A 20745-nucleotide genomic window follows, 5' to 3' on the forward strand; every position below is an offset into this window, starting at 1 on the left:
CGGTGCAGGGCGCCGGTGATTTCTTCGAGAACGGCGTTGAGGACGCGACTGGCCTGTTCTTTGGTCAGGTCTGCCTTTTCAGCAATGGCGGCTGCGAGTTCTGGTTTACGCATAAGTGAAGCCTCTTTGACGGTTTTTTGTTGTTATGTCCGTGCTGCTCTCTGCTGGAGCAGCGCCCAAGGCGCCGCAGGCTCTACTCTGCGGCAGACGGGAGTGAGGATGGCATGCCAACGGTGCCCGCGCCAGTCTCGCGGCGACCTTTCTATGCCCAAGACGGTGCTTAATCCGACAGAACGACCGGCATTTACGCCAGCAGCGGCGGAAGCTCCTTGTTCAGGGCAAGTTTTTCCATGACTGCAGTGCCGGTCAGCGCATAACCCAACAGGCGCCCGTCGCTGTCGCGGCACAGAGCCTTGATGTCGGCGCCCTGTCCTTCGACGCTCCAGGCGCCCTCGCGGCCCCGGGGCGGGGGCGAGACCACCAGCGGGCACACCGGCGTCTTGACGGTGACGGGCATCGGTCCGTAAGTAACCGCCGTGGCATTGCCCGCCAAGGTCTGGGCGAGGGCTCGGGCGCAGCTCATCAGCGGCATCACATACAGCAGGTTCAGGCCATCGACCTCGGCGCAGTCACCCAGGGCATAGATGTTGGCGTGGGAAGTCTTGAGGTGGCGGTCGACCACGATCCCGCGATTGATCTGCAAACCGGCCGCAGCCGCCAGGTCTACCCGTGGACGCAAGCCGATGGCCGAGACCACCAGATCACACTGAATCACTTCGCCATCAGACAGGTGGGCCTCAAGGCCGTCAGTGCTGCGCTGCAGGCGGTTGAGCACCGGCCCCAGGTGGAAACGCGCCCCCAGGCTTTCCAGCCCGGCTTGTACCGCTGCGGCGGCTGCCGGGTGCAGCAGGGTCGGCATGACTTGCTCGCACGGTGCTACCAGGTCGATTTCATAACCACCGAGCATCAGATCGTTGGCAAATTCGCAGCCGATCAGGCCGGCGCCCAGCAGCAGCACTCGGCGCTTGCCGGCAGCGGCGGCGCGAAAGCGTGCATAGTCTTCCAGGTCGTTGATCGGGAAAATCAGTTCAGCAGCATCGCCCTGCACCGGGACACGCACGGTTTCCGCGCCCCAGGCCAGAATCAGGTCGCGATAGGCCACCGCTTCCTCGCCGATCCACAGGCGCTTGTGGCCCGGGTCGATACCGCTGATTCGCGTGTGGGTCCGCACTTCGGCCTTGAGTTGCTCGGCCATCGCGCCCGGTGTTGCCATGCTCAGGCCGTCGGCGTCCTTGTTCTTGCCAAAACCGGTGGACAGCATGGGCTTGGAGTAAGAGCGCCCGTCATCCGCAGTGATCAGCAGCAGCGGGGTTTCGCCATCGAGCTTGCGAAACTCCCGCGCCAGGTTGTAACCGGCCAATCCCGTGCCAACGATCACGACAGGTGCGCTCATGCCTTTCTCCTTGCAGTACGTTTCTGGAATTCGCTTCTTGGGATCAACCAATCAGCCGATTTCGATCATTTCGAAATCCATCTTGCCGACGCCGCAGTCCGGGCACAGCCAGTCTTCCGGGACGTCCTGCCACGGGGTGCCTGGAGCGATTCCGTCATCCGGCCAACCGTCCGCTTCGTTGTAGATCAGGCCGCAGACTACACATTGCCACTTCTTCATTACTTGCTTCCTCAGGGTCCAGGCTTACTGGCCGACAGTCGATAGATACAGCATTGCCGCTCGGCTCAGGGCGTTTTGTACTGATCGGTGCGTCCAGATGCAAGCATGTTCGACCCACGGTTGCCGCGCACCCCGGCAAAAACTCAAGTCGCCATGGTAAGCTCGCCGCCTCATTGACTGCCAATAACGACTCTCTGTGCCGCACTCAATTGCCGTTCCCGATGCTTGCCGATGGCTGACCCAGAGCCTTCTGAGCCCTTCACCCGCCCCTTTGATCCTCGACTGGCTGTTCGATGAAGACTCGCTGACACGGCGCCTGACGCGCTTGTCCAGCAACGGCTTCAGCGTCACCCCGTTGTTCGAAGGCTGGCAGCCGCTGCGAGACGACGAATGCGCCGCCCTCGACCTGCCGCCAACGAGCATGGGTTGGGTGCGCGAGGTGTATTTGCGTGGACATGCAGAGCCCTGGGTATTTGCGCGCAGCGTGGCAGCGCGCAGCGCGCTGCAGGGCGATGGCTTACAGATGGACGAACTGGGCAGCCGCTCGTTGGGCGAACTGCTGTTTTGTGACCAGGCTTTCACCCGCCAGGCCATCGAAGTGTGCCGCTATCCACGCGCCTGGCTGCCCGCGGTGGATCAGGCCGATGACCTGTGGGCGCGCCGTTCGCGCTTTGATCGCGGGCCGCTGAGCGTGCTGGTGGCGGAAGTGTTCCTGCCGAGCCTGTGGCACGCCGTGAACGACAATCCGGAGAATTGCTGATGTACCAGCGCTTGCTCAAGTCCATGAATCGTCTGAACCCCAGGGCCTGGGACTTTATTCAACTGACGCGCATGGACAAGCCAATCGGCATCTACCTGCTGCTGTGGCCGACACTGTGGGCGCTGTGGATCGCCGGCGAAGGCTCGCCTTCCTGGAGCAATATCGTGATCTTCGTGCTCGGCGTGGTCCTGACGCGCGCGGGCGGCTGCGTGATCAATGACTGGGCCGACCGCAAGGTTGACGGTCATGTAAAGCGCACGGAGCAACGGCCGCTGGTCAGCGGCAAAATCAGTTCCAAAGAAGCGCTGGGGTTCTTTGCGGTGTTGATGTTCGTCAGTTTCCTGCTGGTACTGATGACGAATGCGACGACGATCTGGCTGTCATTGGGCGGTCTGGCACTGGCGGCCAGCTATCCGTTCATGAAGCGCTACACCTATTACCCGCAGGTAGTGCTGGGGGCGGCGTTTTCCTGGGGCATGCCGATGGCATTTACCGCCGAGACCGGCAGCCTGCCCGCCGCGGCGTGGTTGTTGTACATCGCGAACCTGCTGTGGACCGTGGGCTACGACACGTATTACGCAATGACGGACCGCGATGACGATCTGAAAATCGGCGTGAAATCCACGGCGATTCTGTTCGGCGACGCCGACCGGATCATCATCCTGACCTTGCAGGGATTGGCCTTGGTCTGTCTGCTGCTGGCGGGGACGCGCTTTGAGTTGGGCGGCTGGTTCCACCTGGGCCTGCTGGCGGCGGCCGGGTGCTTCGCCTGGGAGTTCTGGTACACCCGCGACAGGGACCGGATGAAGTGCTTCAAGGCGTTCCTGCACAACCATTGGGCGGGGCTGGCAATTTTCGTCGGGATTGTCGCCGACTACACGTTTCGCTGACAGCTCAATACGGTAGGAGCGAGTTCACTCGCGAAAAACCCGAGAGCACCGTTGGGTGTCAGGTTTCGCGCGTTAGCGTTGTCGATTCTCGCGAGCAAGCTCGCTCCTACAATGATTGTGATGATCAGGGTTTGATGATGTGCCAGACGCCGCCTTTGCCATCACCGACCTTGTCGCCGGCCTGCTTGTCGTCCTTGTAGGTGTAGACCGGCTTGCCGTCATACGCCCACTGGCTGGTCTGATCGTCACGGGTGATGACCGTCCACTTACCCGTTGGCGTATCGGTGGACTCGGCTTTCAGCGGTGGCCAGTTCGTTGCGCACTGATCCTTGCACACTGATTTTCCCTCTGCGTCCTTGTCGAAGGTGTAGAGCGTCATCCCGGTATGGTCCACCAGCATCCCGCCCTTGGCCATCGCCGGCTCCATCGCAAACGCCAGGCTCGGCAGCGCCAAGGCCACCATCACCAGCAAAGCTTTGCAGGAAAAAGTACTGTGATTCATCGCAAGTATCCTTATGTGGTTGTCAGGATTCGGACTCAAAGCGTAGTTCAGCATCGCGCCAATTGCGCAAGCCTCTAAAATACTGTCACACGACTGCAATAATTCCGTTATCTAATGCGGCGCAAGACAGTTAAATGACAAGAGGACTTAGCATGGTTGGCAGGAGCATTCTGATCGTTGACGACGAAGCGCCCATTCGCGAGATGATCGCCGTTGCGTTGGAAATGGCCGGCTATGACTGCCTGGAGGCGGAGAACTCCCAGCAGGCCCATGCCATTATCGTCGACCGTAAGCCGGACCTGATTCTGCTGGACTGGATGCTGCCCGGCACCTCCGGCATCGAGCTGGCTCGCCGCCTCAAGCGCGACGAACTGACCGGGGACATCCCGATCATCATGCTCACCGCCAAAGGTGAAGAAGACAACAAGATCCAGGGCCTGGAAGTCGGCGCCGATGACTACATCACCAAGCCGTTTTCCCCACGGGAACTGGTCGCGCGCCTGAAAGCCGTGCTGCGTCGCGCCGGCCCCACCGATGGCGAGGCGCCCATCGAAGTCGGCGGCCTGATCCTCGACCCCATCAGCCACCGCGTGACCATCGACGGCACGCCGGCCGAGATGGGCCCCACGGAATACCGTCTGCTGCAGTTCTTCATGACCCACCAGGAGCGTGCCTACACGCGCGGGCAATTGCTTGATCAAGTCTGGGGCGGCAACGTGTACGTCGAGGAGCGTACCGTCGACGTGCATATCCGCCGTCTGCGCAAAGCCTTGGGCGACGCCTACGAGAATCTGGTACAAACCGTACGCGGCACTGGATACCGGTTTTCCACCAAAGGCTGATGAGGCAGCGGTAAGCCTCAAGCGACAAGCGGCAAGATGGACACCGCTTCGCTCTGACTTGAAGCTTGCAGCTTGAAACCTGCAACTGCTCCGAAGGACGCATTAGTGAACCAAAACTGGCACGGCACCCTGATTCGCCACATGCTTCTGTTGATCACCGGCTGCCTGCTGGTGGGGTTGATCAGCGGTTACTACGGCTGGAGCCTGGCCGTGGGCCTGGGGCTCTATCTGGGCTGGACGCTCAAACAACTGCTGCGCTTGCACGAATGGCTGCGTCAGCATAAACCCGATGAACCACCACCCGACGGCTACGGCCTGTGGGGCGAAGTGTTCGACAGCATTTACCACCTGCAACGCCGCGACCAACGGGTACGCGGACGCCTGCAAGCGGTGATAGACCGGGTCCAGGAGTCCACCGCCGCGCTGAAAGACGCGGTAATCATGCTCGACAGCGATGGCAACCTGGAATGGTGGAACCGCGCCGCCGAAACCTTGCTCGGTCTCAAGACCCCGCAGGACAGCGGCCAGCCCGTCACCAACCTGGTGCGCCATCCGCGCTTCAAGGAGTACTTCGAGCAGGACAACTTCGAAGAAGCGCTGGAGATTCCATCACCGACCAACGACCGGGTGCGCATCCAGCTGTACCTGACGCGCTACGGCAATAACGAACACCTGATGCTGGTGCGCGACGTGACCCGGATTCATCAGTTGGAACAGATGCGCAAGGACTTCGTCGCCAACGTCTCCCATGAGCTGCGCACGCCGCTGACCGTGATCTGTGGCTACCTGGAAACGCTGCTGGACAACGTCGAAGAGGTCAATCCGCGCTGGGGCCGTGCCCTGCAGCAGATGCAGCAGCAAGGCTCACGCATGCAGACCCTGCTCAACGACCTGTTGCTGCTGGCCAAGCTTGAGGCCACCGATTATCCCTCGGACAATCAACCGGTGACGGTACAGAGCCTGTTGCAGACCATCAAGAATGATGCCCAGGCCCTGTCTGGCGAACGTGGGCAGCACATCACCCTCGAAGCCGACCCGTCGGTGCTGCTCAAGGGCAGCGAGGGCGAGTTGCGCAGCGCCTTTTCCAACCTGGTATTCAACGCGGTGAAGTACACCCAGGACACAGGCGCGATCCGCATCCGCTGGTGGGCCGATCAGCAGGGCGCGCACCTGAGCGTGCAGGACTCGGGGATCGGCATCGACGCCAAACATTTGCCGCGTCTGACCGAACGTTTTTACCGGGTCGACTCCAGTCGCAACTCCAACACCGGTGGCACCGGGCTGGGCCTGGCGATCGTCAAGCATGTGCTGTTGCGCCATCGCGCGCGCCTGGAAATCAGCAGTGTGCCGGGTCAGGGCAGCACGTTCACCTGCCATTTCGCGCCGGCGCAGGTGACACGTTCGCCGGCAGTCACTCAGGACGAGTAGCTCCCCGCCCGGCAGCCGCCACTAGGCAAGCGCCCGTTCAGCCGCTACATTGCCTGACTTGCGCCTGCCTGTCGGGCACACCTGCCACCTTTTTTGAACACACGGAACCCGCAAAACCCCATCATGGACCCTTCCCCTGGTATCACCCTCGCCACGCTCTTCGCCGATTTCGGCATGATTCTATTTGCACTGATCCTGGTACTGCTCAACGGTTTCTTCGTTGCGGCGGAATTTGCCATGGTCAAACTGCGCTCCACCCGGGTCGAGGCGATTGCCCACACCAACGGCTGGCGCGGTCAGATCCTGCGCACCGTACACAGCCAGCTCGACGCTTACCTGTCGGCCTGCCAGTTGGGTATCACCCTCGCCTCCCTGGGCCTGGGCTGGGTCGGCGAACCGGCCTTCGCGCATATCCTGGAGCCCTTGCTGGGCGCCATGGGCGTCGAATCACCCGAAGTGATCAAGGGGGTGTCGTTCTTTGCGGCGTTCTTCGTGATTTCCTACCTGCATATTGTGGTCGGTGAACTGGCGCCCAAGTCCTGGGCGATTCGCAAACCCGAGCTGCTGTCGCTGTGGACCGCCGTGCCGCTGTACCTGTTCTACTGGGCCATGTACCCGGCGATCTACCTGCTCAACGCCAGCGCCAACGCGATCCTGCGCATCGCCGGCCAGGGCGAACCCGGCCCGCATCACGAGCATCATTACAGCCGTGAAGAACTCAAGCTGATCCTGCACTCCAGCCGTGGCCAGGACCCGAGCGACCAGGGCATGCGCGTATTGGCATCGGCCGTGGAAATGGGCGAGCTGGAAGTGGTCGACTGGGCCAACTCCCGGGAAGACCTGGTGACGCTGGATTTCAACGCGCCGCTCAAGGAAATCCTCGCGTTGTTCCGCCGTCACAAATTCAGCCGCTACCCGGTGTATGACGCCGTGCGTGGCGAATTTGTCGGATTGCTGCATATCAAGGACCTGTTGCTGGAGCTGGCAGCCCTGGACCACATTCCCGAGTCGTTCAACCTGGCCGAACTGACGCGCCCGCTGGAACGCGTTTCGCGGCACATGCCGCTGTCGCAACTGCTGGAGCAGTTTCGCAAAGGCGGCGCGCACTTCGCCCTGGTGGAAGAGGCCGATGGCAACATCATCGGCTACCTGACCATGGAAGACGTTCTGGAAGTGCTGGTGGGCGATATTCAGGACGAACACCGCAAGGCCGAGCGTGGCATCCTCGCCTATCAGCCGGGCAAGCTGCTGGTACGCGGTGACACGCCGCTGTTCAAGATCGAGCGTCTGCTGGGCATCGACCTTGACCATATCGAAGCCGAAACCCTGGCGGGCCTGATCTACGACACCCTGAAACGGGTGCCGGAAGAGGAAGAAGTCATGGAAGTGGAAGGCCTGCGGATCATCATCAAGAAGATGAAAGGCCCGAAAATCGTCCTGGCCAAGGTGCTGATGCTGGACTAACGCTTCACGGCGCGCCCAACGCAAAGTTGGGTAGCGCCTCCACCGGGTGAGCGAATTCATACGGAATCGAAACCCACCCCGATCGCGTCTCGCGCTGCACCACAAAATGCAGGTGCGGCCCGCTGCTTTTCCCCGTATTGCCCGATAACGCCAGCGCACCGCCAACCGCTACGCGCTGCCCTTCCCGGACGCTGACCGAGCCTTGCTTGAGGTGCAGGTACACACTCTGAGTGCCATCGTTGTGCAACACCCGCACGAAGTTGCCCGACGGGTCACTGCCACGCCCGGATTGGTTGTTCTGGATTTTCACCACCACACCACTTCGCGCCGCGATGATCGGCGTCCCCTCGGGCATGGCAATGTCCATGGCATAGCGGCTTTTGCGGTCGGAATGGCTGAAAGTACCGCCTGGGCCCTGGGAGAGTCGAAAGGGCCCGCCGCGCCAGGGCAAGGGATAACGATAGGTCTGCGTGTACGTTGAGTCACCGGCATTGCGGGTATCACGCGTCGATCGCTTCACTGGCGACACGCTCCGCTCCTGGAATACAAAGGCCTGCGCCCCGGGGGTTTGCCGGTCGCTGAAAACCACCACGCCATTGGCATCGGTGGATTTGTAGAGGGTCATGGCCAGGGTCGACGAAGCGACCATGCACAGTCCGCAAAACAGCAATGAGCGCGTAAGCATGAGGCAGACCTGCCGAAACGACTGAACGGCAGGCTAACAAGGGATCATGACAATGCTGTGCCATGCCCTGGCGGGCTGGTTACCCCTGTTGGAGATCAGGCACCCGGCACAAAATGCTTCTGTGCCGTGCCACGGGCAATCAGCCGTGAAATGTAATCGAGCTTCTGCGCGTCCTGGTCGATAAAGCGGAAGGTCAGCTGCAACCAGTCGCTGTCGGGGCGCGGTTCGTAGGCGACGATCGCGTGCAGATAGCCGTTGAGACGAGCTGTTTCGGCATTCTCGCCTTGTTCAAGGTCCAGCACAGCGCTTTCCAGCACTTGGGGCAGGACCTCGCCACGGCGCACCACCAGCAGCGCTTCCTTGATGCTCAGGGCCTTGATGACGCATTGCTGGGTCCCGCTGGGCAAACGCAACTGGCCCTGGCCACGCCCACTGGCGGGCGATGGCGCGGCGCTCGCCTGCACGGGCGGGGTGTTGAGCAAGCCTTTGCTGGGCGCGGCCACGGGGGCCGTCTTGACCGCTTCGGGCTTGCCGCCGGTCAGGGCGCTAAGGGAATCGTTACCGAACGCGGAGTTCATCTTGGTCGGCGCGCTGGCGAGCAAGGCGTCGAGGCGGCCGACCTTGTTCAGCGCATGCTTGACCTTGTTCAGCAACTGCTCGTTGGTGAAGGGCTTGCTGACGTAGCCGGAAACGCCGGCCTGGATGGCCTGAACCACGTTTTCCTTGTCGCCACGGCTGGTGACCATGACAAACGGCATTGTCTTGAGTTGGGGCTGCTCACGGCACCAGGTCAACAGTTCCAGACCTGACATCTCGGGCATTTCCCAGTCGCACAAGACCATGTCAAAGGTTTCGCGCATCAGGATGGCCTGGGCCTTTTTGCCGTTCACCGCATCTTCGATCTTGATACCAGGGAAGTAGTTGCGCAGGCACTTCTTCACCAGGTCGCGAATAAACGAGGCGTCATCCACCACCAATACACTGACTTTACTCATCGACCCTTCATCCTATAAAACCCCAGGCAAGCATAACGCTTCACTGATGGCATTTCGCTAAAACTCTACAGTCACGCCGGGACTTTTTTGCATCCACCGCGCAAAACTCACACGCCACAAACGAAAACGCCCGACCAGAGGTCGGGCGTTTTTTACTCGGGCAATCTTATTTATCGTCAGATTCGCGCGGAACATTAGGGATTTGATCGACCGTGCCTTCAACTTCGGCCTTCATTCGCTTGAGGCCCATGTGACGCACATCGGTACCCCGCACCAGATAGATCACCAATTCCGAGATATTGCGTGCGTGATCGCCAATCCGCTCCAGGGAACGCAGGACCCAGATGATGTTCAACACCCGCGAGATAGAGCGCGGATCTTCCATCATGTAAGTCGCCAACTCGCGCAGTGCGGTCTTGTATTCACGGTCGATGATCTTGTCGTACTGGGCCACCGACAACGCCAGTTCAGCGTCGAACCGGGCAAAGGCATCCAGGGCATCACGGACCATGTTGCGCACCTGATCACCGATGTGGCGCACTTCGACATAACCGCGCGGCGCTTCACCTTCTTCGCTCAACTGGATGGCACGACGGGCGATCTTGGTGGCTTCGTCGCCGATCCGCTCGAGATCGATCACCGACTTGGAGATGCTGATGATCAAGCGCAGGTCGGACGCCGCAGGCTGGCGGCGGGCCAGAATGCGCAGGCATTCCTCGTCGATGTTACGTTCCATCTGGTTGATCTGGTCATCGATCTCGCGCACTTGCTGGGCCAGACCCGAGTCGGCCTCGATCAGCGCGGTGACGGCGTCGTTGACTTGCTTCTCTACCAGCCCGCCCATGGCCAGGAGATGGCTGCGCACCTCCTCGAGCTCGGCGTTGAACTGCGCAGAGATGTGATGGGTTAAGCCTTCCTTCGAAATCATGGTTCTGCTCCGCAAAAGCTGTAAGCCGCAAGCTACAAGCTGCAAGCTGATTTGTGTCGTTCCTCGAACCGCTCATGCTTGCCGCTTGAAGCTTGCGGCTTGCAGCTGCCTCACCTAGCCGTAACGACCGGTGATGTAGTCTTCGGTCTGTTTCTTCGCCGGATTGGTGAACAGCGTATCGGTGTCGCCGAATTCCACCAGTTTGCCCATGTACATGAACGCGGTGTAGTCGGAAACCCGCGCCGCCTGTTGCATGTTGTGGGTCACGATGACGATGGTGAACTTGGATTTGAGCTCGTAGATCAGCTCTTCGACTTTCAGGGTGGAGATCGGGTCGAGTGCCGAGCACGGTTCGTCGAGCAGCAATACTTCCGGCTCTACCGCGATGGTGCGGGCGATGACCAGGCGCTGCTGTTGACCACCGGACAGGCCCAGTGCCGATTCGTGCAGGCGGTCCTTGACCTCCTCCCACAGCGCCGCGCCCTTGAGCGCCCACTCAACCGCTTCGTCGAGAATGCGCTTCTTGTTGATGCCTTGGATGCGCAACCCATACACCACGTTTTCATAGATGGTCTTGGGGAACGGGTTAGGCTTCTGGAACACCATGCCGACCCGGCGACGCAGCTCGGCCACATCCTCGCCCTTGCGGTAGATGTTGCTGCCGTAGAGGTTGATCGCGCCTTCCACACGGCAACCGTCCACCAGATCATTCATCCGGTTGAAGGTGCGCAGCAGCGTGGACTTGCCGCAGCCGGACGGACCGATAAAGGCGGTCACGCGCTGCTTGGGAATGTTCATGCTGACGTCGAACAGCGCTTGTTTTTCACCGTAGTACAGGCTCAGGCCCGGCACTTCGATGGCCACGGTTTCCTGTTCCAGGCTCAGGCTCTGCTTGTCGCGACCCAGGGCTGACATGTTGATGCCGTGGGAATGGGTTTCATGTTGCATGGGATGCTCCCTGTGCTGCCAATTCGTTTCAGTGAGCCGCCGGTCATTGGGCCAGCGGTTACATCATTCTTCTGTAGGAGTGAGCTTGCTCGCGAAGGTCGTTAACGATAACGCGGGAAGCCAGGATGAACGCGGCGACCTTGCGCTTTTCGCGAGCAAGCTCGCTCCTACAGGGTTATCAACTGTCCAGCGCCTTGTACTTTTCGCGCAGGTGGTTACGAATCCACACCGCCGAGAGGTTGAGCGTGGCGATCACCAGCACCAGCAGGAACGCGGTGGCGTACACCAACGGGCGTGCCGCTTCGACGTTGGGGCTCTGGAAGCCGACGTCGTAGATATGGAAGCCCAAGTGCATGATTTTCTGGTCAAGGTGCAAGTAAGGATAGTTGCCGTCCAGCGGCAGCGACGGCGCCAGTTTCACCACACCCACCAGCATCAGCGGAGCCACCTCACCCGCGGCACGCGCCACAGCGAGGATCATGCCGGTCATCATCGCCGGGCTGGCCATCGGCAACACGATTTTCCACAGCGTCTCCGCTTTGGTCGCGCCCAGTGCCAGAGAGCCTTCACGCACGGTGCGCGGGATCCGGGCCAGACCTTCCTCGGTGGCGACGATCACCACCGGAACCGCCAGCAGCGCCAGGGTCAGCGAGGCCCACAACAGGCCCGGGGTACCGAAGGTCGGTGCCGGCAGGGCTTCGGGGAAAAACAGACGGTCGACCGAGCCGCCCAGTACGTAAACGAAGAAACCCAGGCCAAACACCCCGTAGACAATGGCCGGAACGCCCGCCAGGTTGTTCACGGCGATACGGATGATCCGGGTCAGGGTGTTCTGCTTGGCGTATTCACGCAGGTAAACCGCCGCCAGCACGCCGAACGGGGTGACGATGACCGCCATGATCAGCGTCATCATCACGGTGCCGAAAATCGCCGGGAAGATCCCGCCTTCAGTGTTGGCTTCTCGCGGATCGTCGCTCAGGAACTCCCAGACCTTGCTGATATAGAAGCCGATCTTGGTCATGACGCCCATGGCGTTCGGCTGGTAGGCATGCACCACGTGGCCGATACTGATTTCCACTTCTTTGCCGTTGGCATCGCGGGCGGTGAGGCTATCGCGGTTGAACTGGGCGTGCAGGTCCATCAGGCGCGCTTCAACACCCTTATAACGAGCGTCGAGTTCAGCGCGGTCGGCGTCCATGTCAGCCTGGGCGGCGGCGTCGAGCTTGCCGTTCAGTTCCAGCTTGCGACCCTGCAGGCGAAGGCGCTCAAGACCGGCGTTGATCGCACCGATATCTGACTTCTCAAGGGTCTTGAGTTCGGCGGCCAGCGCGTTGACCCGGTCAACACGCGCTTGCAGTTCCGGCCAGGCGGCCTGCCCCTCGGCGATAACCTTGCCATCTTGCTTGACGTTGACCAGGGTGCCGTAGAAGTTGCCCCACTCGCGACGCTCGATGGCCATCAGTTCAGCAGGCTTGGTCTGGCTGGTCAGCCACTCGCCGACGACCCAGGTGAAGTCGTTGCCGTTCAAGTCCCGGTTGCCGACCTTGATCAGCTCGCGGGTCATGAATTCCGGGCCTTCATCCGGCACCGGCAACCCAGCACTCTTCAGACGCGCGCGAGGCACTTGTTCTTTCTGCACCACTTCGCCGATGACTACATGGTTGGGCTGGCCCGGTACATTGTAGTTGGCCTGGATCACGTCAGCCGGCCAGAAGTGGCCCAAACCACGGACCGCGATCACTGCCAGCAAACCAATGGTCATGATGACCGCGATGGCGACCGCGCCACCGCTGATCCAGACGCCCGGGGCGCCGCTCTTGAACCATCCATTCAGGGAGTTCTGTTTCACAGACTTCTACCTTTCTTAAAGCGACGAGTATTTCTTGCGCAGACGCTGACGAATCAGCTCGGCGAGGGTGTTCATGATGAAGGTGAACAACAGCAGCACCAGTGCCGAGAGGAACAGCACGCGGTAGTGGCTGCCGCCAACTTCCGACTCGGGCATTTCTACCGCGACGTTGGCCGCCAGGGTGCGCAGGCCTTCAAACAGGTTCATTTCCATGACTGGGGTGTTGCCGGTGGCCATCAGTACGATCATGGTTTCACCGACCGCACGCCCCATACCGATCATCAGCGCCGAGAAAATCCCCGGGCTGGCGGTCAGCAGTACAACCCGCGTCATGGTCTGCCATGGCGTGGCGCCCAGGGCCAGAGAGCCCAGGGTCAGGCCGCGCGGCACGCTGAACACCGCGTCTTCAGCAATCGAGTAGATGGTCGGGATGACCGCAAAACCCATGGCCAGGCCGACAACCAGTGCGTTGCGCTGATCGTAGGTAATGCCCAGGTCGTGGGAGATCCACATCCGCATATCGCCGCCGAAGAACCAGTTTTCCAGGTACGGACTCATGTACAACGAGAGCCAACCCACGAACAGGATCACCGGGATCAACATCGCGCTTTCCCAACCATCCGGTACCCGCAGGCGGATGGACTCAGGCAGGCGGCTGAAGATGAAACCAGACAGCAGAATGCCCATCGGCAGCAACATCAACAGGCTGAAAATCCCCGGCAGATGCCCTTCGACATAAGGCGCCAGGAACAGGCCGGCGAAGAACCCGAGGATCACCGTCGGCATCGCTTCCATCAACTCGATCACCGGCTTGACCTTGCGGCGCAGGCTCGGCGCCATGAAGTAGGCGGTGTAGATGGCCGCCGCAATGGCCAGCGGCGCCGCCAGCAGCATGGCGTAAAACGCCGCCTTCAGCGTACCGAAGGTCAACGGCGCGAGGCTCATCTTGGGCTCGAAATCGCTGTTGGCGGCGGTCGATTGCCAGACGTATTGAGGCTCGTCGTAGCTCTCGTACCAGACCTTGCTCCACAACGCGCTCCACGAGACTTCGGGGTGCGGGTTGTCCAGCGTCAACGGTTGCAGCTTGCCGCCGGCCTCGACGATCACACGGTTGGCTCGTGGCGACATGCCGAAAATGCCTTGGCCTTCTACCACCGGGTCCACCAGCAAGGTGCGGTGCGCGGTGCTGTGGAACACCCCGAACTTGCCGGAAGCATCGAGAGCGACGAAGCCTTTGCGCCGCTCTTCGGCGGCGATTTCAACGATAGGCGTGGTGCCCATCTGGAACGTGCGGATCTGCTTGAGATGCTGCTCGCCATCCGGGTCGCGGGCCATGAACCACTGCGCCAGGCCGCCCTTGGAGCTACCGATGATCAGCGAGATGCCACCCACCAATTGGGTGCTGGCGGTGACTTCGGCATCGCCCTCTTCCAATAGTTTGTAGCGACCGTTGAGATTCTTTTCCCGCAGGCTGAACACATCAGCCTGGGCGCGACCGTTGATCACATACAGCCATTGCTGGCGCGGGTCGACGAAGATCGCTTTAACCGGCTCGGTCATTTGCGGCAGCTCGATACGCGTCTGCTCGCTGGTGACTTCGCCCGTCATCATGTTCTCTTCGCGGCTCAAGGACAGCACATTCAAGTGCGAACCGGCGGAACCGGCAATCACCAACGTCGAATCGGTGGCGTTGAGTGCGACATGCTCCAGCGCACGGCCTTCTTCGTCGAGCACGATCGGCGTTTCGCCGTACGGATACTCGATGGCAGGCGTGATCGTCTTCTTGCCGTCCGGGTAAGACACCTTGTAGGTGTGACGGAACACCAGGGACTGGCCGTTGGATAAACCAAGAATCACCAGCGGGCTGCCCGGCTGGTCTTTACCTATGGATACCACGCTGGTACCGGCAGGCAGCGGCAGGTCGACCCGGGACAACTCGGCGCCGCCCTCGACGCTGAAGAACAACGCCTGGCCCTTGTCGGAAACCCGCATCGCAACCTGATTCTGTTCTTCCATGGAGATCAGCAACGGCTTGCCAGCGTCCTGCATCCAGGCCGGCGTCAGAGCGTCATCCTTGGTCAGGCTGGCGCCCTGGAACAGCGGTGCGACCACATAGCCAAGAAAGAAGAAAATCAGCGTGATGGCACCGAGCACGGCGAGACCGCCGACCAGGACATACCAACGGGTCAGGCGATCCTTGAGCGCACGAGTGCGGCGCTTGCGTTGCAGCTCAGGCGTATTGAAGTCAATACGCTTGGGGGGAGATGTCGTCGTCATAGTGGAATTGGCCAGATCATTCATGCGCACACCCTAGCGATCCTATATGACAGAAAGATGACAATGTAGTGACGCACGAAATCCGCCGCATGACAGAGCCGGCAGCGGACAAAAAATTGGGGTGTAGGCAGGCTTGTTGTGGGAGCGGGCTTGCTCGCGATGCCGGCGCTGCGGTGCAACAGATACACCGCGTCGACTCTATCGCGAGCAAGCCCGCTCCCACAGGACCCGCATCTACACCAGGTAGTGCAGGCTTAGTTGCCTTCTTTCAGACCCAGGTCAGCCAGGGCCTTGGCGGCCACTTTGGCTGGCAGCGGGATGTAGCCATCTTTCACTACAACTTCCTGGCCCTGTTTGGACAGAACCAGCTTCACGAACTCGGCTTCCAGCGGGGCCAGAGGCTTGTTCGGCGCTTTGTTGATGTACACGTAGAGGAAACGCGACAGCGGGTACTTGCCGTTCAGGGTGTTTTCTTCGGTGTCTTCGATGAAGTCAGTGCTGCCTTTTTTGGCCAGGGCCACAGTCTTCACGCTGGCGGTCTTGTAGCCGATGCCCGAGTAACCGATACCGTTCAGCGAAGAGCTGATGGACTGCACGACCGAAGCCGAACCTGGTTGCTCGTTGACGTTCGACTTGTAGTCGCCTTTACACAGGGCTTCTTCCTTGAAGTAACCGTAAGTGCCGGATACCGAGTTACGACCAAACAGTTGAAGCGGCTTGTTGGCCAGGTCACCGGTCACACCCAGGTCGCCCCAGGTCTTGACTTCAGCCTTGGCGCCGCACAGGCGAGTCGAGGAGAACACCGCGTCGACCTGTTCCATGGTCATGTGCTTGATCGGGTTGTCTTTGTGCACGAACACTGCCAGGGCATCCACGGCGACCGGGATAGCGGTTGGCTTGTAGCCGTACTTCTGCTCGAAGGCCTGCAGCTCGTTGTCCTTCATCTTGCGGCTCATCGGGCCCAGGTTGGCGGTGCCTTCGGTGAGCGCAGGTGGCGCGGTGGAAGAACCCGCGGCCTGAATCTGGATGTTGACGTTCGGGTATTCCTTTTTGTAACCCTCGGCCCACAAGGTCATCAGGTTCGCCAGGGTATCGGAACCAACGCTGGACAAGTTGCCCGAGACACCAGAGGTCTTCACGTAGGCCGGGATCGCCGGGTCAACACCAGCGGCTACCGCGTTAGCGGTCGCAACGCCAGCAGCGACAAAAGTCATTGCCGCCATCAAACGCTTCAGTTTCATGCCTTACTCCTAGCAGATAGGGATAGTTGGATCGGGGCCAAGTATCGGGAGGCCGTGTGAACACTCTATGTCCGTAATGTGACAATTAGATGAAAGGCCAGCATTGGAGCGAGAGGGCGAAAGAGAGGAATTGCCTGGAACGGGGACGTTGCGAGGAATCGGAAATACGCTGTAATTATTGAGGACCAACAACGGATTGCTGATCGTTCCCACGCTACTGCGCAGGAACGATTACCGCCCAAGCAGCGGTTTTCAGCGACCGCGCTTCCACAGATAACCACCCACCACCATGCCCATGATGCAGATGACGGCCACGTAGTAGGCCGGGCCCATCGCGCTTTCCTTCATCAGCAGCGACACCACCAACGGTGTCAGGCCACCGAACACAGCGTAGGCAACATTGTAGGAGAACGACAGACCGCTGAAGCGCACCACGGGCGGGAACGCTTTCACCATCACGTAAGGCACCACACCGACCACGCCGACGAACAGGCCCGTCAGGCTGTACAGCGGGAACAGCCAGTCGGGATGGTTGGCAAGGCTGTGATAGAGCGTCCATGAAGTCGCCAGCAATAACAGGCATCCCGTCACCAGCACGCGCCCCGCGCCGAATCGGTCGGCCAGGGCGCCGGAGGCGATGCACCCCAGGCTCAGGGTCACGATTGCCAGGCTGTTGGCTTGCAATGCAACCGTCGGGCTGAAGTGGTAAACCGTTTGCAACACGGTCGGGGTCATCAGGATCACCACGACGATGCCGGCCGACAACAGCCAGGTCAGCAACATCGACAGGACGATGGCACTCCGGTGGTCACGCAATACCGTGCGCAAAGGCAGCTCGGCCGCCAGTGTCTTGCGTTGCTGCATCTCGGCGAAGATCGGCGTTTCATGCAGCCAGCGACGCAGGTACACCGAAAACAGGCCGAATACGCCGCCCATCAGGAACGGGATCCGCCAGGCGTAATCCGAGACCTGCTCAGGGGTGTAGAGCGTGTTGATCGCGGTGGCCACCAGTGACCCCAGCAGGATCCCGCCGGTCAGGCCACTGGTCAGGGTGCCGCAGGCGTAGCCGATATGCCGGGGTGGCACGTGTTCGGACACGAAGACCCAGGCGCCAGGCACCTCGCCCCCAATCGCCGCGCCCTGGATGACGCGCATCAGCAGCAACAGGATCGGTGCCCACAGGCCGATCTGCGCGTAGGTTGGCAACAGTCCCATGATCAGGGTCGGTACGGCCATCATGAAGATGCTCAAGGTGAACATCTTCTTGCGACCCAGCAGGTCGCCGAAGTGAGCCATGACGATCCCGCCCAGCGGGCGTGCCAGATAGCCCGCCGCGAAGATGCCGAAAGTCTGCATCAGGCGCAGCCATTCAGGCATGTCCGCGGGAAAGAACAGTTTCCCGACCACGGTGGCGAAAAATACGAAAATGATGAAGTCGTAGAACTCCAGCGCCCCGCCCAAGGCAGACAGCGACAGGGTTTTGTAGTCGTTGCGGGTCAGCGGGCGCGAAGGTTGCGCACTGCTTGCGGGCACGGAGGACATGGCAAGGCTTCTCTTATAGTAGTCAGGACGACGAACCCGGCCACAGGCATTGCCTGGAGCGGGTCTGGCAAGATAGCAAATCGTTTGCAAAAGCACAGCGCCCAAGCGTGCCCCAGACGGTGCCAGTAGCACAGTTGCCCGGTAAAGCCCCGATACAGCGACTATTTACCGACCAAATGAGCCTCAGGTGGTCGTCGTAGCGATAAGGGCTCGATATACTCGGCCTTGCAATCGCCAAACCCGCATCCTTGAGGGGTTGCTGTGCCAAAGCGCCGTTGGCTGTTCCAGCCGGTTTGGCAGAGTTTCCCCGTTAGTACGCCTGACGAGAAACGCGTAGAACGGAATACGTCCGTATTGAAGCGCTTCCCTGGCAGTCGGCTACCCACTTGAAACATCCTAAAAAGCGTCACGGGCCAGAGGCACCCCCGGCATGATCGAACTCGAACAGGAAGATCCTATCCCGCAAGGCGATCTCGCCCTGCAAATCACCGCACTTCCGCGGGAAACCAACGGTTTTGGCGATATCTTCGGTGGCTGGCTGGTCGCTCAGATGGACCTCGCCGGCACGGCAATGGCCAGCAAGGTCGCAGGCGGGCGCGTGGCGACCGTCGCGATTGATCGCATGGCTTTCCTGGTGCCGGTAGCGGTCGGCGCACAGCTTTCCTTTTATACCCAGGCCCTGGAAATTGGCCGCAGCTCGATCCAGATGATGGTCGAAGTGTGGAGCGACGATCCGCTGTCCAGTGAATGGCGCAAGGTCACCGAGGCGGTGTTTGTGTTCGTCGCCATCGATGGCAGTGGCCGCACGCGCTCGGTTCCCTCACGAGCCCGTTAAACCTCGTTGCGTTTTGACGGTCAATTGCCCCATTGCCTGCCATTGAGAGTGCTTGTATGTCGATGCCCCACATTGAACCCGTGAAACTGGATGAGCTGGACTGCTGGCGCATCCGCCATAACGGCGCCGAACTGTTGCTAGCCCAGCAAGGTGCACACATCGTCAGTTACCAGCGTCAGGGCGAGCAGCCTCTGATCTGGCCCAACGATGAGGCGATGTTCAAGCAAGGCAAAGGCATCCGTACCGGCGTTCCGGTGTGCTGGCCGTGGTTCGGGGTTTTCGAGCGTAACCCGCAAAGTGTGCAGGCGATGCGTCAAAGTGACGAGCCGGCGGGCGCCCACGGCTTTGTGCGCACCGCGACGTGGCAACTGGCAAGCGTTGAAAACCAGGGCCAGGCGCTACGCGTGAATCTGCTATTGCCGGCGCCCGCGGGCGGTTTTCCCGACTGGCCGCATCAAGTCGACTTGAGCCTGAACCTGCTGTTGGACGATCAACTGCACATCCAACTGACCAGCCACAACCGCGGCACCGACACCGTGACCCTCAGCCAGGCGCTGCACAGTTACTTCGCGGTCAGCGATGTGCGCAATGTGCAGGTCGAAGGGTTGGACGGATTGCAGTACATCGATACGGCGGACGGCTGGCAGGCCAAGCAACAATCCGGCCTCTTGCACTTTACCGGCGAGACCGATCGCATCTACCTCGACACGCCGGCCCAGTTGCAGATTGTCGACCAGGACTGGCAACGGCGCATCCAGCTCAGCAGCCAGGGCTCGAAGTCGACCGTGATCTGGAACCCATGGACCGAACGCGCCAAGGCCCTGGACGACATGGCCGACGATGGCTGGCAGGACATGCTGTGCATCGAGACAGCCAACGTGCTGGATGACGTGGTGAGCCTGGCACCGGGCGAAAGCCATACGTTAGGCGTGAGCATCACCACTATCGCCCTGTAGACCCAATCACAAATGGGTTGTGTGTTCAGGCCTAGAGATCGGCTTCCTGCACCACTCGCACCTTGCTCGCATCCAGCGCGTAGGCGGCATCCGCCAGGTCGTTGTTGACCTTCTCCACCTTCAACATGCCCGTCACCCACAGCGGTGTGTAGATGTCATCCAGCTTCAAACCCGTGGGATAGCGCACCAACACCAGTTGGTTCGGCGGCGGTGGCGGCACGTGGATGCAGGCGCCGGGGTACGGCACCAGGAAAAACAGGGTACTGCGGCCCTTGGCATCGGTTTCCAGCGGGACGGGATAACCGCCCAGGCGAATCGATTTGCCATTCATGGCGGCCACGGTCTTGCTCGAGTACATCACCGCCGGCAGGCCCTTGCTCTGCTTCAAGCCACCTTTTTCGGTAAAGGTGCCCATGGCTTCAGGGGAGTTGTGGTCGATTTCCGGCATGTGTTCGAGGGCTTTCTGGTCCGACTTGGGCATCAGTTCCAGCCAGTCGGTTTCCGGTAGCTCGGAGGCGTGGGCCAGGCTTGAACCCAGCAAAAGGACAGTCAACAGAAGACGGCGCATGAATTGACTCGGCAAATAAACAGTGCCGGCATTCTAGCCCTCTACGCCTGCGCAGCGCAGAGGGCCAGACGATAAATCACTTCTTTTTGATCAGGCCGTAGATCACCAGCAGTACGATGGCACCGACCAGCGCACCGAGGAAACCCGCACCTTGGCCAGCCTGATAGATACCCAGCGCCTGACCGCCATAGGTGGCCGCCAGGGAGCCCGCGATACCCAGCAGGATGGTCATGATCCAACCCATGCTGTCATCACCCGGTTTCAGGAAACGCGCCAGCAGGCCGACGATCAAACCGATAAAGATGGTTCCAATAATACCCATGCCATTTCCCTCTGAGTGAAGTGAACTATGCCAAAGCCTAG

The 20745-nt window shown here is 60.5% G+C and carries 21 protein-coding genes; 7 read left to right on the top strand and 14 right to left on the bottom strand.

Features of this window, described 5'->3' with window-relative positions; all coding sequences use genetic code 11:
• From AC6CIA_RS16005 to AC6CIA_RS16015, 3 genes are all read right to left on the bottom strand, one after another.
• The coding region (locus tag AC6CIA_RS16005; protein ID WP_498313667.1) for an HU family DNA-binding protein at nt 1-113 on the bottom strand (113 nt) is incomplete at its 3' end.
• Between the two features lie 191 nt (nt 114-304).
• Nucleotides 305-1453, bottom strand: coding sequence for an NAD(P)/FAD-dependent oxidoreductase (locus AC6CIA_RS16010; protein WP_498313372.1), 1149 nt, complete (start codon nt 1451-1453; stop codon nt 305-307).
• A 51-nt stretch (nt 1454-1504) separates the two neighbouring features.
• Nucleotides 1505-1672 carry a rubredoxin gene (locus AC6CIA_RS16015; protein WP_029289917.1) on the bottom strand — a complete coding sequence of 56 codons (168 nt, stop codon included), beginning with the start codon at nt 1670-1672 and terminating at the stop codon, nt 1505-1507.
• A gap of 196 nt (nt 1673-1868) precedes the next feature.
• Here AC6CIA_RS16015 and AC6CIA_RS16020 point away from each other — a divergent pair, with 196 nt between their 5' ends.
• Nucleotides 1869-2432 (top strand): chorismate--pyruvate lyase family protein, encoded by a 564-nt coding sequence (locus tag AC6CIA_RS16020; RefSeq protein ID WP_498313374.1) that lies wholly within the window; start codon nt 1869-1871, stop codon nt 2430-2432.
• A complete protein-coding gene (gene ubiA / locus AC6CIA_RS16025; protein WP_339529762.1) occupies nt 2432-3322 on the top strand; it encodes a 4-hydroxybenzoate octaprenyltransferase in 891 nt (296 codons plus the stop codon). The genes AC6CIA_RS16020 and ubiA overlap by 1 nt, the downstream gene beginning before the upstream one ends.
• A 124-nt stretch (nt 3323-3446) precedes the next feature.
• On the opposite strand, the gene AC6CIA_RS16030 is transcribed toward ubiA, so the two are convergent.
• On the bottom strand, nt 3447-3824 hold the full coding sequence (locus tag AC6CIA_RS16030; RefSeq protein ID WP_498313376.1) for a COG4315 family predicted lipoprotein: 378 nt from the start codon (nt 3822-3824) through the stop codon (nt 3447-3449).
• Between the two features lie 152 nt (nt 3825-3976).
• Here AC6CIA_RS16030 and phoB point away from each other — a divergent pair, with 152 nt between their 5' ends.
• From phoB to AC6CIA_RS16045, 3 genes are all read left to right on the top strand, one after another.
• Nucleotides 3977-4666 carry a phosphate regulon transcriptional regulator PhoB gene (gene phoB / locus AC6CIA_RS16035; protein WP_003231714.1) on the top strand — a complete coding sequence of 230 codons (690 nt, stop codon included), beginning with the start codon at nt 3977-3979 and terminating at the stop codon, nt 4664-4666.
• 141 nt (nt 4667-4807) lie between these two features.
• Nucleotides 4808-6094, top strand: a complete 1287-nt coding sequence (phoR, locus tag AC6CIA_RS16040; RefSeq protein ID WP_498313669.1) for a phosphate regulon sensor histidine kinase PhoR — start codon at nt 4808-4810, stop codon at nt 6092-6094.
• A gap of 123 nt (nt 6095-6217) precedes the next feature.
• Nucleotides 6218-7558 (top strand): hemolysin family protein, encoded by a 1341-nt coding sequence (locus AC6CIA_RS16045; protein ID WP_339529758.1) that lies wholly within the window; start codon nt 6218-6220, stop codon nt 7556-7558.
• A 4-nt stretch (nt 7559-7562) separates the two neighbouring features.
• Here the strand turns inward: AC6CIA_RS16045 and AC6CIA_RS16050 are convergent, their stop codons facing one another.
• The 8 genes from AC6CIA_RS16050 to AC6CIA_RS16085 form a co-directional block, all read right to left on the bottom strand.
• Nucleotides 7563-8243 carry a peptidoglycan DD-metalloendopeptidase family protein gene (locus tag AC6CIA_RS16050; protein WP_498313378.1) on the bottom strand — a complete coding sequence of 227 codons (681 nt, stop codon included), beginning with the start codon at nt 8241-8243 and terminating at the stop codon, nt 7563-7565.
• Between the two features lie 95 nt (nt 8244-8338).
• Nucleotides 8339-9238: a response regulator gene (locus AC6CIA_RS16055; RefSeq protein ID WP_498313380.1), complete on the bottom strand. Its 900-nt coding sequence runs from the start codon at nt 9236-9238 to the stop codon at nt 8339-8341.
• A 166-nt stretch (nt 9239-9404) separates the two neighbouring features.
• Nucleotides 9405-10166, bottom strand: coding sequence for a phosphate signaling complex protein PhoU (phoU, locus tag AC6CIA_RS16060; protein ID WP_339529754.1), 762 nt, complete (start codon nt 10164-10166; stop codon nt 9405-9407).
• Between the two features lie 114 nt (nt 10167-10280).
• Nucleotides 10281-11114, bottom strand: a complete 834-nt coding sequence (gene pstB, locus AC6CIA_RS16065) for a phosphate ABC transporter ATP-binding protein PstB (protein WP_084381773.1) — start codon at nt 11112-11114, stop codon at nt 10281-10283.
• A gap of 178 nt (nt 11115-11292) precedes the next feature.
• On the bottom strand, nt 11293-12963 hold the full coding sequence (gene pstA, locus AC6CIA_RS16070) for a phosphate ABC transporter permease PstA (protein ID WP_339529752.1): 1671 nt from the start codon (nt 12961-12963) through the stop codon (nt 11293-11295).
• Nucleotides 12964-12978: 15 nt separating this feature from the next.
• Entirely contained in the window at nt 12979-15264 is a 2286-nt protein-coding gene (locus AC6CIA_RS16075) for an ABC transporter permease subunit (RefSeq protein WP_498313382.1), read from the bottom strand.
• A 230-nt stretch (nt 15265-15494) separates the two neighbouring features.
• Nucleotides 15495-16481 carry a phosphate ABC transporter substrate-binding protein PstS gene (locus AC6CIA_RS16080; RefSeq protein ID WP_498313384.1) on the bottom strand — a complete coding sequence of 329 codons (987 nt, stop codon included), beginning with the start codon at nt 16479-16481 and terminating at the stop codon, nt 15495-15497.
• Between the two features lie 252 nt (nt 16482-16733).
• Nucleotides 16734-18023 (bottom strand): MFS transporter, encoded by a 1290-nt coding sequence (locus AC6CIA_RS16085; RefSeq protein ID WP_498313386.1) that lies wholly within the window; start codon nt 18021-18023, stop codon nt 16734-16736.
• Between the two features lie 430 nt (nt 18024-18453).
• Here AC6CIA_RS16085 and AC6CIA_RS16090 point away from each other — a divergent pair, with 430 nt between their 5' ends.
• Both AC6CIA_RS16090 and AC6CIA_RS16095 read left to right on the top strand, forming a co-directional pair.
• Nucleotides 18454-18858, top strand: coding sequence for an acyl-CoA thioesterase (locus AC6CIA_RS16090; RefSeq protein WP_003176975.1), 405 nt, complete (start codon nt 18454-18456; stop codon nt 18856-18858).
• A gap of 56 nt (nt 18859-18914) precedes the next feature.
• Complete coding sequence (locus AC6CIA_RS16095) at nt 18915-19814, top strand: D-hexose-6-phosphate mutarotase (protein ID WP_498313388.1); 900 nt, start codon at nt 18915-18917, stop codon at nt 19812-19814.
• A 31-nt stretch (nt 19815-19845) separates the two neighbouring features.
• On the opposite strand, the gene AC6CIA_RS16100 is transcribed toward AC6CIA_RS16095, so the two are convergent.
• Both AC6CIA_RS16100 and AC6CIA_RS16105 read right to left on the bottom strand, forming a co-directional pair.
• Nucleotides 19846-20382 (bottom strand): DUF3299 domain-containing protein, encoded by a 537-nt coding sequence (locus AC6CIA_RS16100; RefSeq protein WP_498313390.1) that lies wholly within the window; start codon nt 20380-20382, stop codon nt 19846-19848.
• A 76-nt stretch (nt 20383-20458) separates the two neighbouring features.
• Nucleotides 20459-20704: a GlsB/YeaQ/YmgE family stress response membrane protein gene (locus tag AC6CIA_RS16105; RefSeq protein ID WP_105521296.1), complete on the bottom strand. Its 246-nt coding sequence runs from the start codon at nt 20702-20704 to the stop codon at nt 20459-20461.
• Between the last annotated feature and the right edge of the window lie 41 nt (nt 20705-20745).

It is taken from the genome of Pseudomonas sp. GQ91 (assembly GCF_059758795.1).

Excerpts from the sequence above, each read along its gene's own strand:
- AC6CIA_RS16010 (WP_498313372.1), bottom strand. The coding sequence starts at position 1,453 with ATGAGCGCACCTGTCGTGATCGTTGGCACGGGATTGGCCGGTTACAAC.
- AC6CIA_RS16015 (WP_029289917.1), bottom strand. The coding sequence starts at position 1,672 with ATGAAGAAGTGGCAATGTGTAGTCTGCGGCCTGATCTACAACGAAGCG.
- ubiA (WP_339529762.1), top strand. The coding sequence starts at position 2,432 with ATGTACCAGCGCTTGCTCAAGTCCATGAATCGTCTGAACCCCAGGGCC.
- AC6CIA_RS16030 (WP_498313376.1), bottom strand. The coding sequence starts at position 3,824 with ATGAATCACAGTACTTTTTCCTGCAAAGCTTTGCTGGTGATGGTGGCC.
- phoB (WP_003231714.1), top strand. The coding sequence starts at position 3,977 with ATGGTTGGCAGGAGCATTCTGATCGTTGACGACGAAGCGCCCATTCGC.
- phoR (WP_498313669.1), top strand. The coding sequence starts at position 4,808 with ATGCTTCTGTTGATCACCGGCTGCCTGCTGGTGGGGTTGATCAGCGGT.
- AC6CIA_RS16045 (WP_339529758.1), top strand. The coding sequence starts at position 6,218 with ATGGACCCTTCCCCTGGTATCACCCTCGCCACGCTCTTCGCCGATTTC.
- AC6CIA_RS16050 (WP_498313378.1), bottom strand. The coding sequence starts at position 8,243 with ATGCTTACGCGCTCATTGCTGTTTTGCGGACTGTGCATGGTCGCTTCG.
- AC6CIA_RS16055 (WP_498313380.1), bottom strand. The coding sequence starts at position 9,238 with ATGAGTAAAGTCAGTGTATTGGTGGTGGATGACGCCTCGTTTATTCGC.
- phoU (WP_339529754.1), bottom strand. The coding sequence starts at position 10,166 with ATGATTTCGAAGGAAGGCTTAACCCATCACATCTCTGCGCAGTTCAAC.
- pstB (WP_084381773.1), bottom strand. The coding sequence starts at position 11,114 with ATGCAACATGAAACCCATTCCCACGGCATCAACATGTCAGCCCTGGGT.
- AC6CIA_RS16075 (WP_498313382.1), bottom strand. The coding sequence starts at position 15,264 with ATGAATGATCTGGCCAATTCCACTATGACGACGACATCTCCCCCCAAG.
- AC6CIA_RS16080 (WP_498313384.1), bottom strand. The coding sequence starts at position 16,481 with ATGAAACTGAAGCGTTTGATGGCGGCAATGACTTTTGTCGCTGCTGGC.
- AC6CIA_RS16085 (WP_498313386.1), bottom strand. The coding sequence starts at position 18,023 with ATGTCCTCCGTGCCCGCAAGCAGTGCGCAACCTTCGCGCCCGCTGACC.
- AC6CIA_RS16090 (WP_003176975.1), top strand. The coding sequence starts at position 18,454 with ATGATCGAACTCGAACAGGAAGATCCTATCCCGCAAGGCGATCTCGCC.
- AC6CIA_RS16095 (WP_498313388.1), top strand. The coding sequence starts at position 18,915 with ATGTCGATGCCCCACATTGAACCCGTGAAACTGGATGAGCTGGACTGC.
- AC6CIA_RS16100 (WP_498313390.1), bottom strand. The coding sequence starts at position 20,382 with ATGCGCCGTCTTCTGTTGACTGTCCTTTTGCTGGGTTCAAGCCTGGCC.
- AC6CIA_RS16105 (WP_105521296.1), bottom strand. The coding sequence starts at position 20,704 with ATGGGTATTATTGGAACCATCTTTATCGGTTTGATCGTCGGCCTGCTG.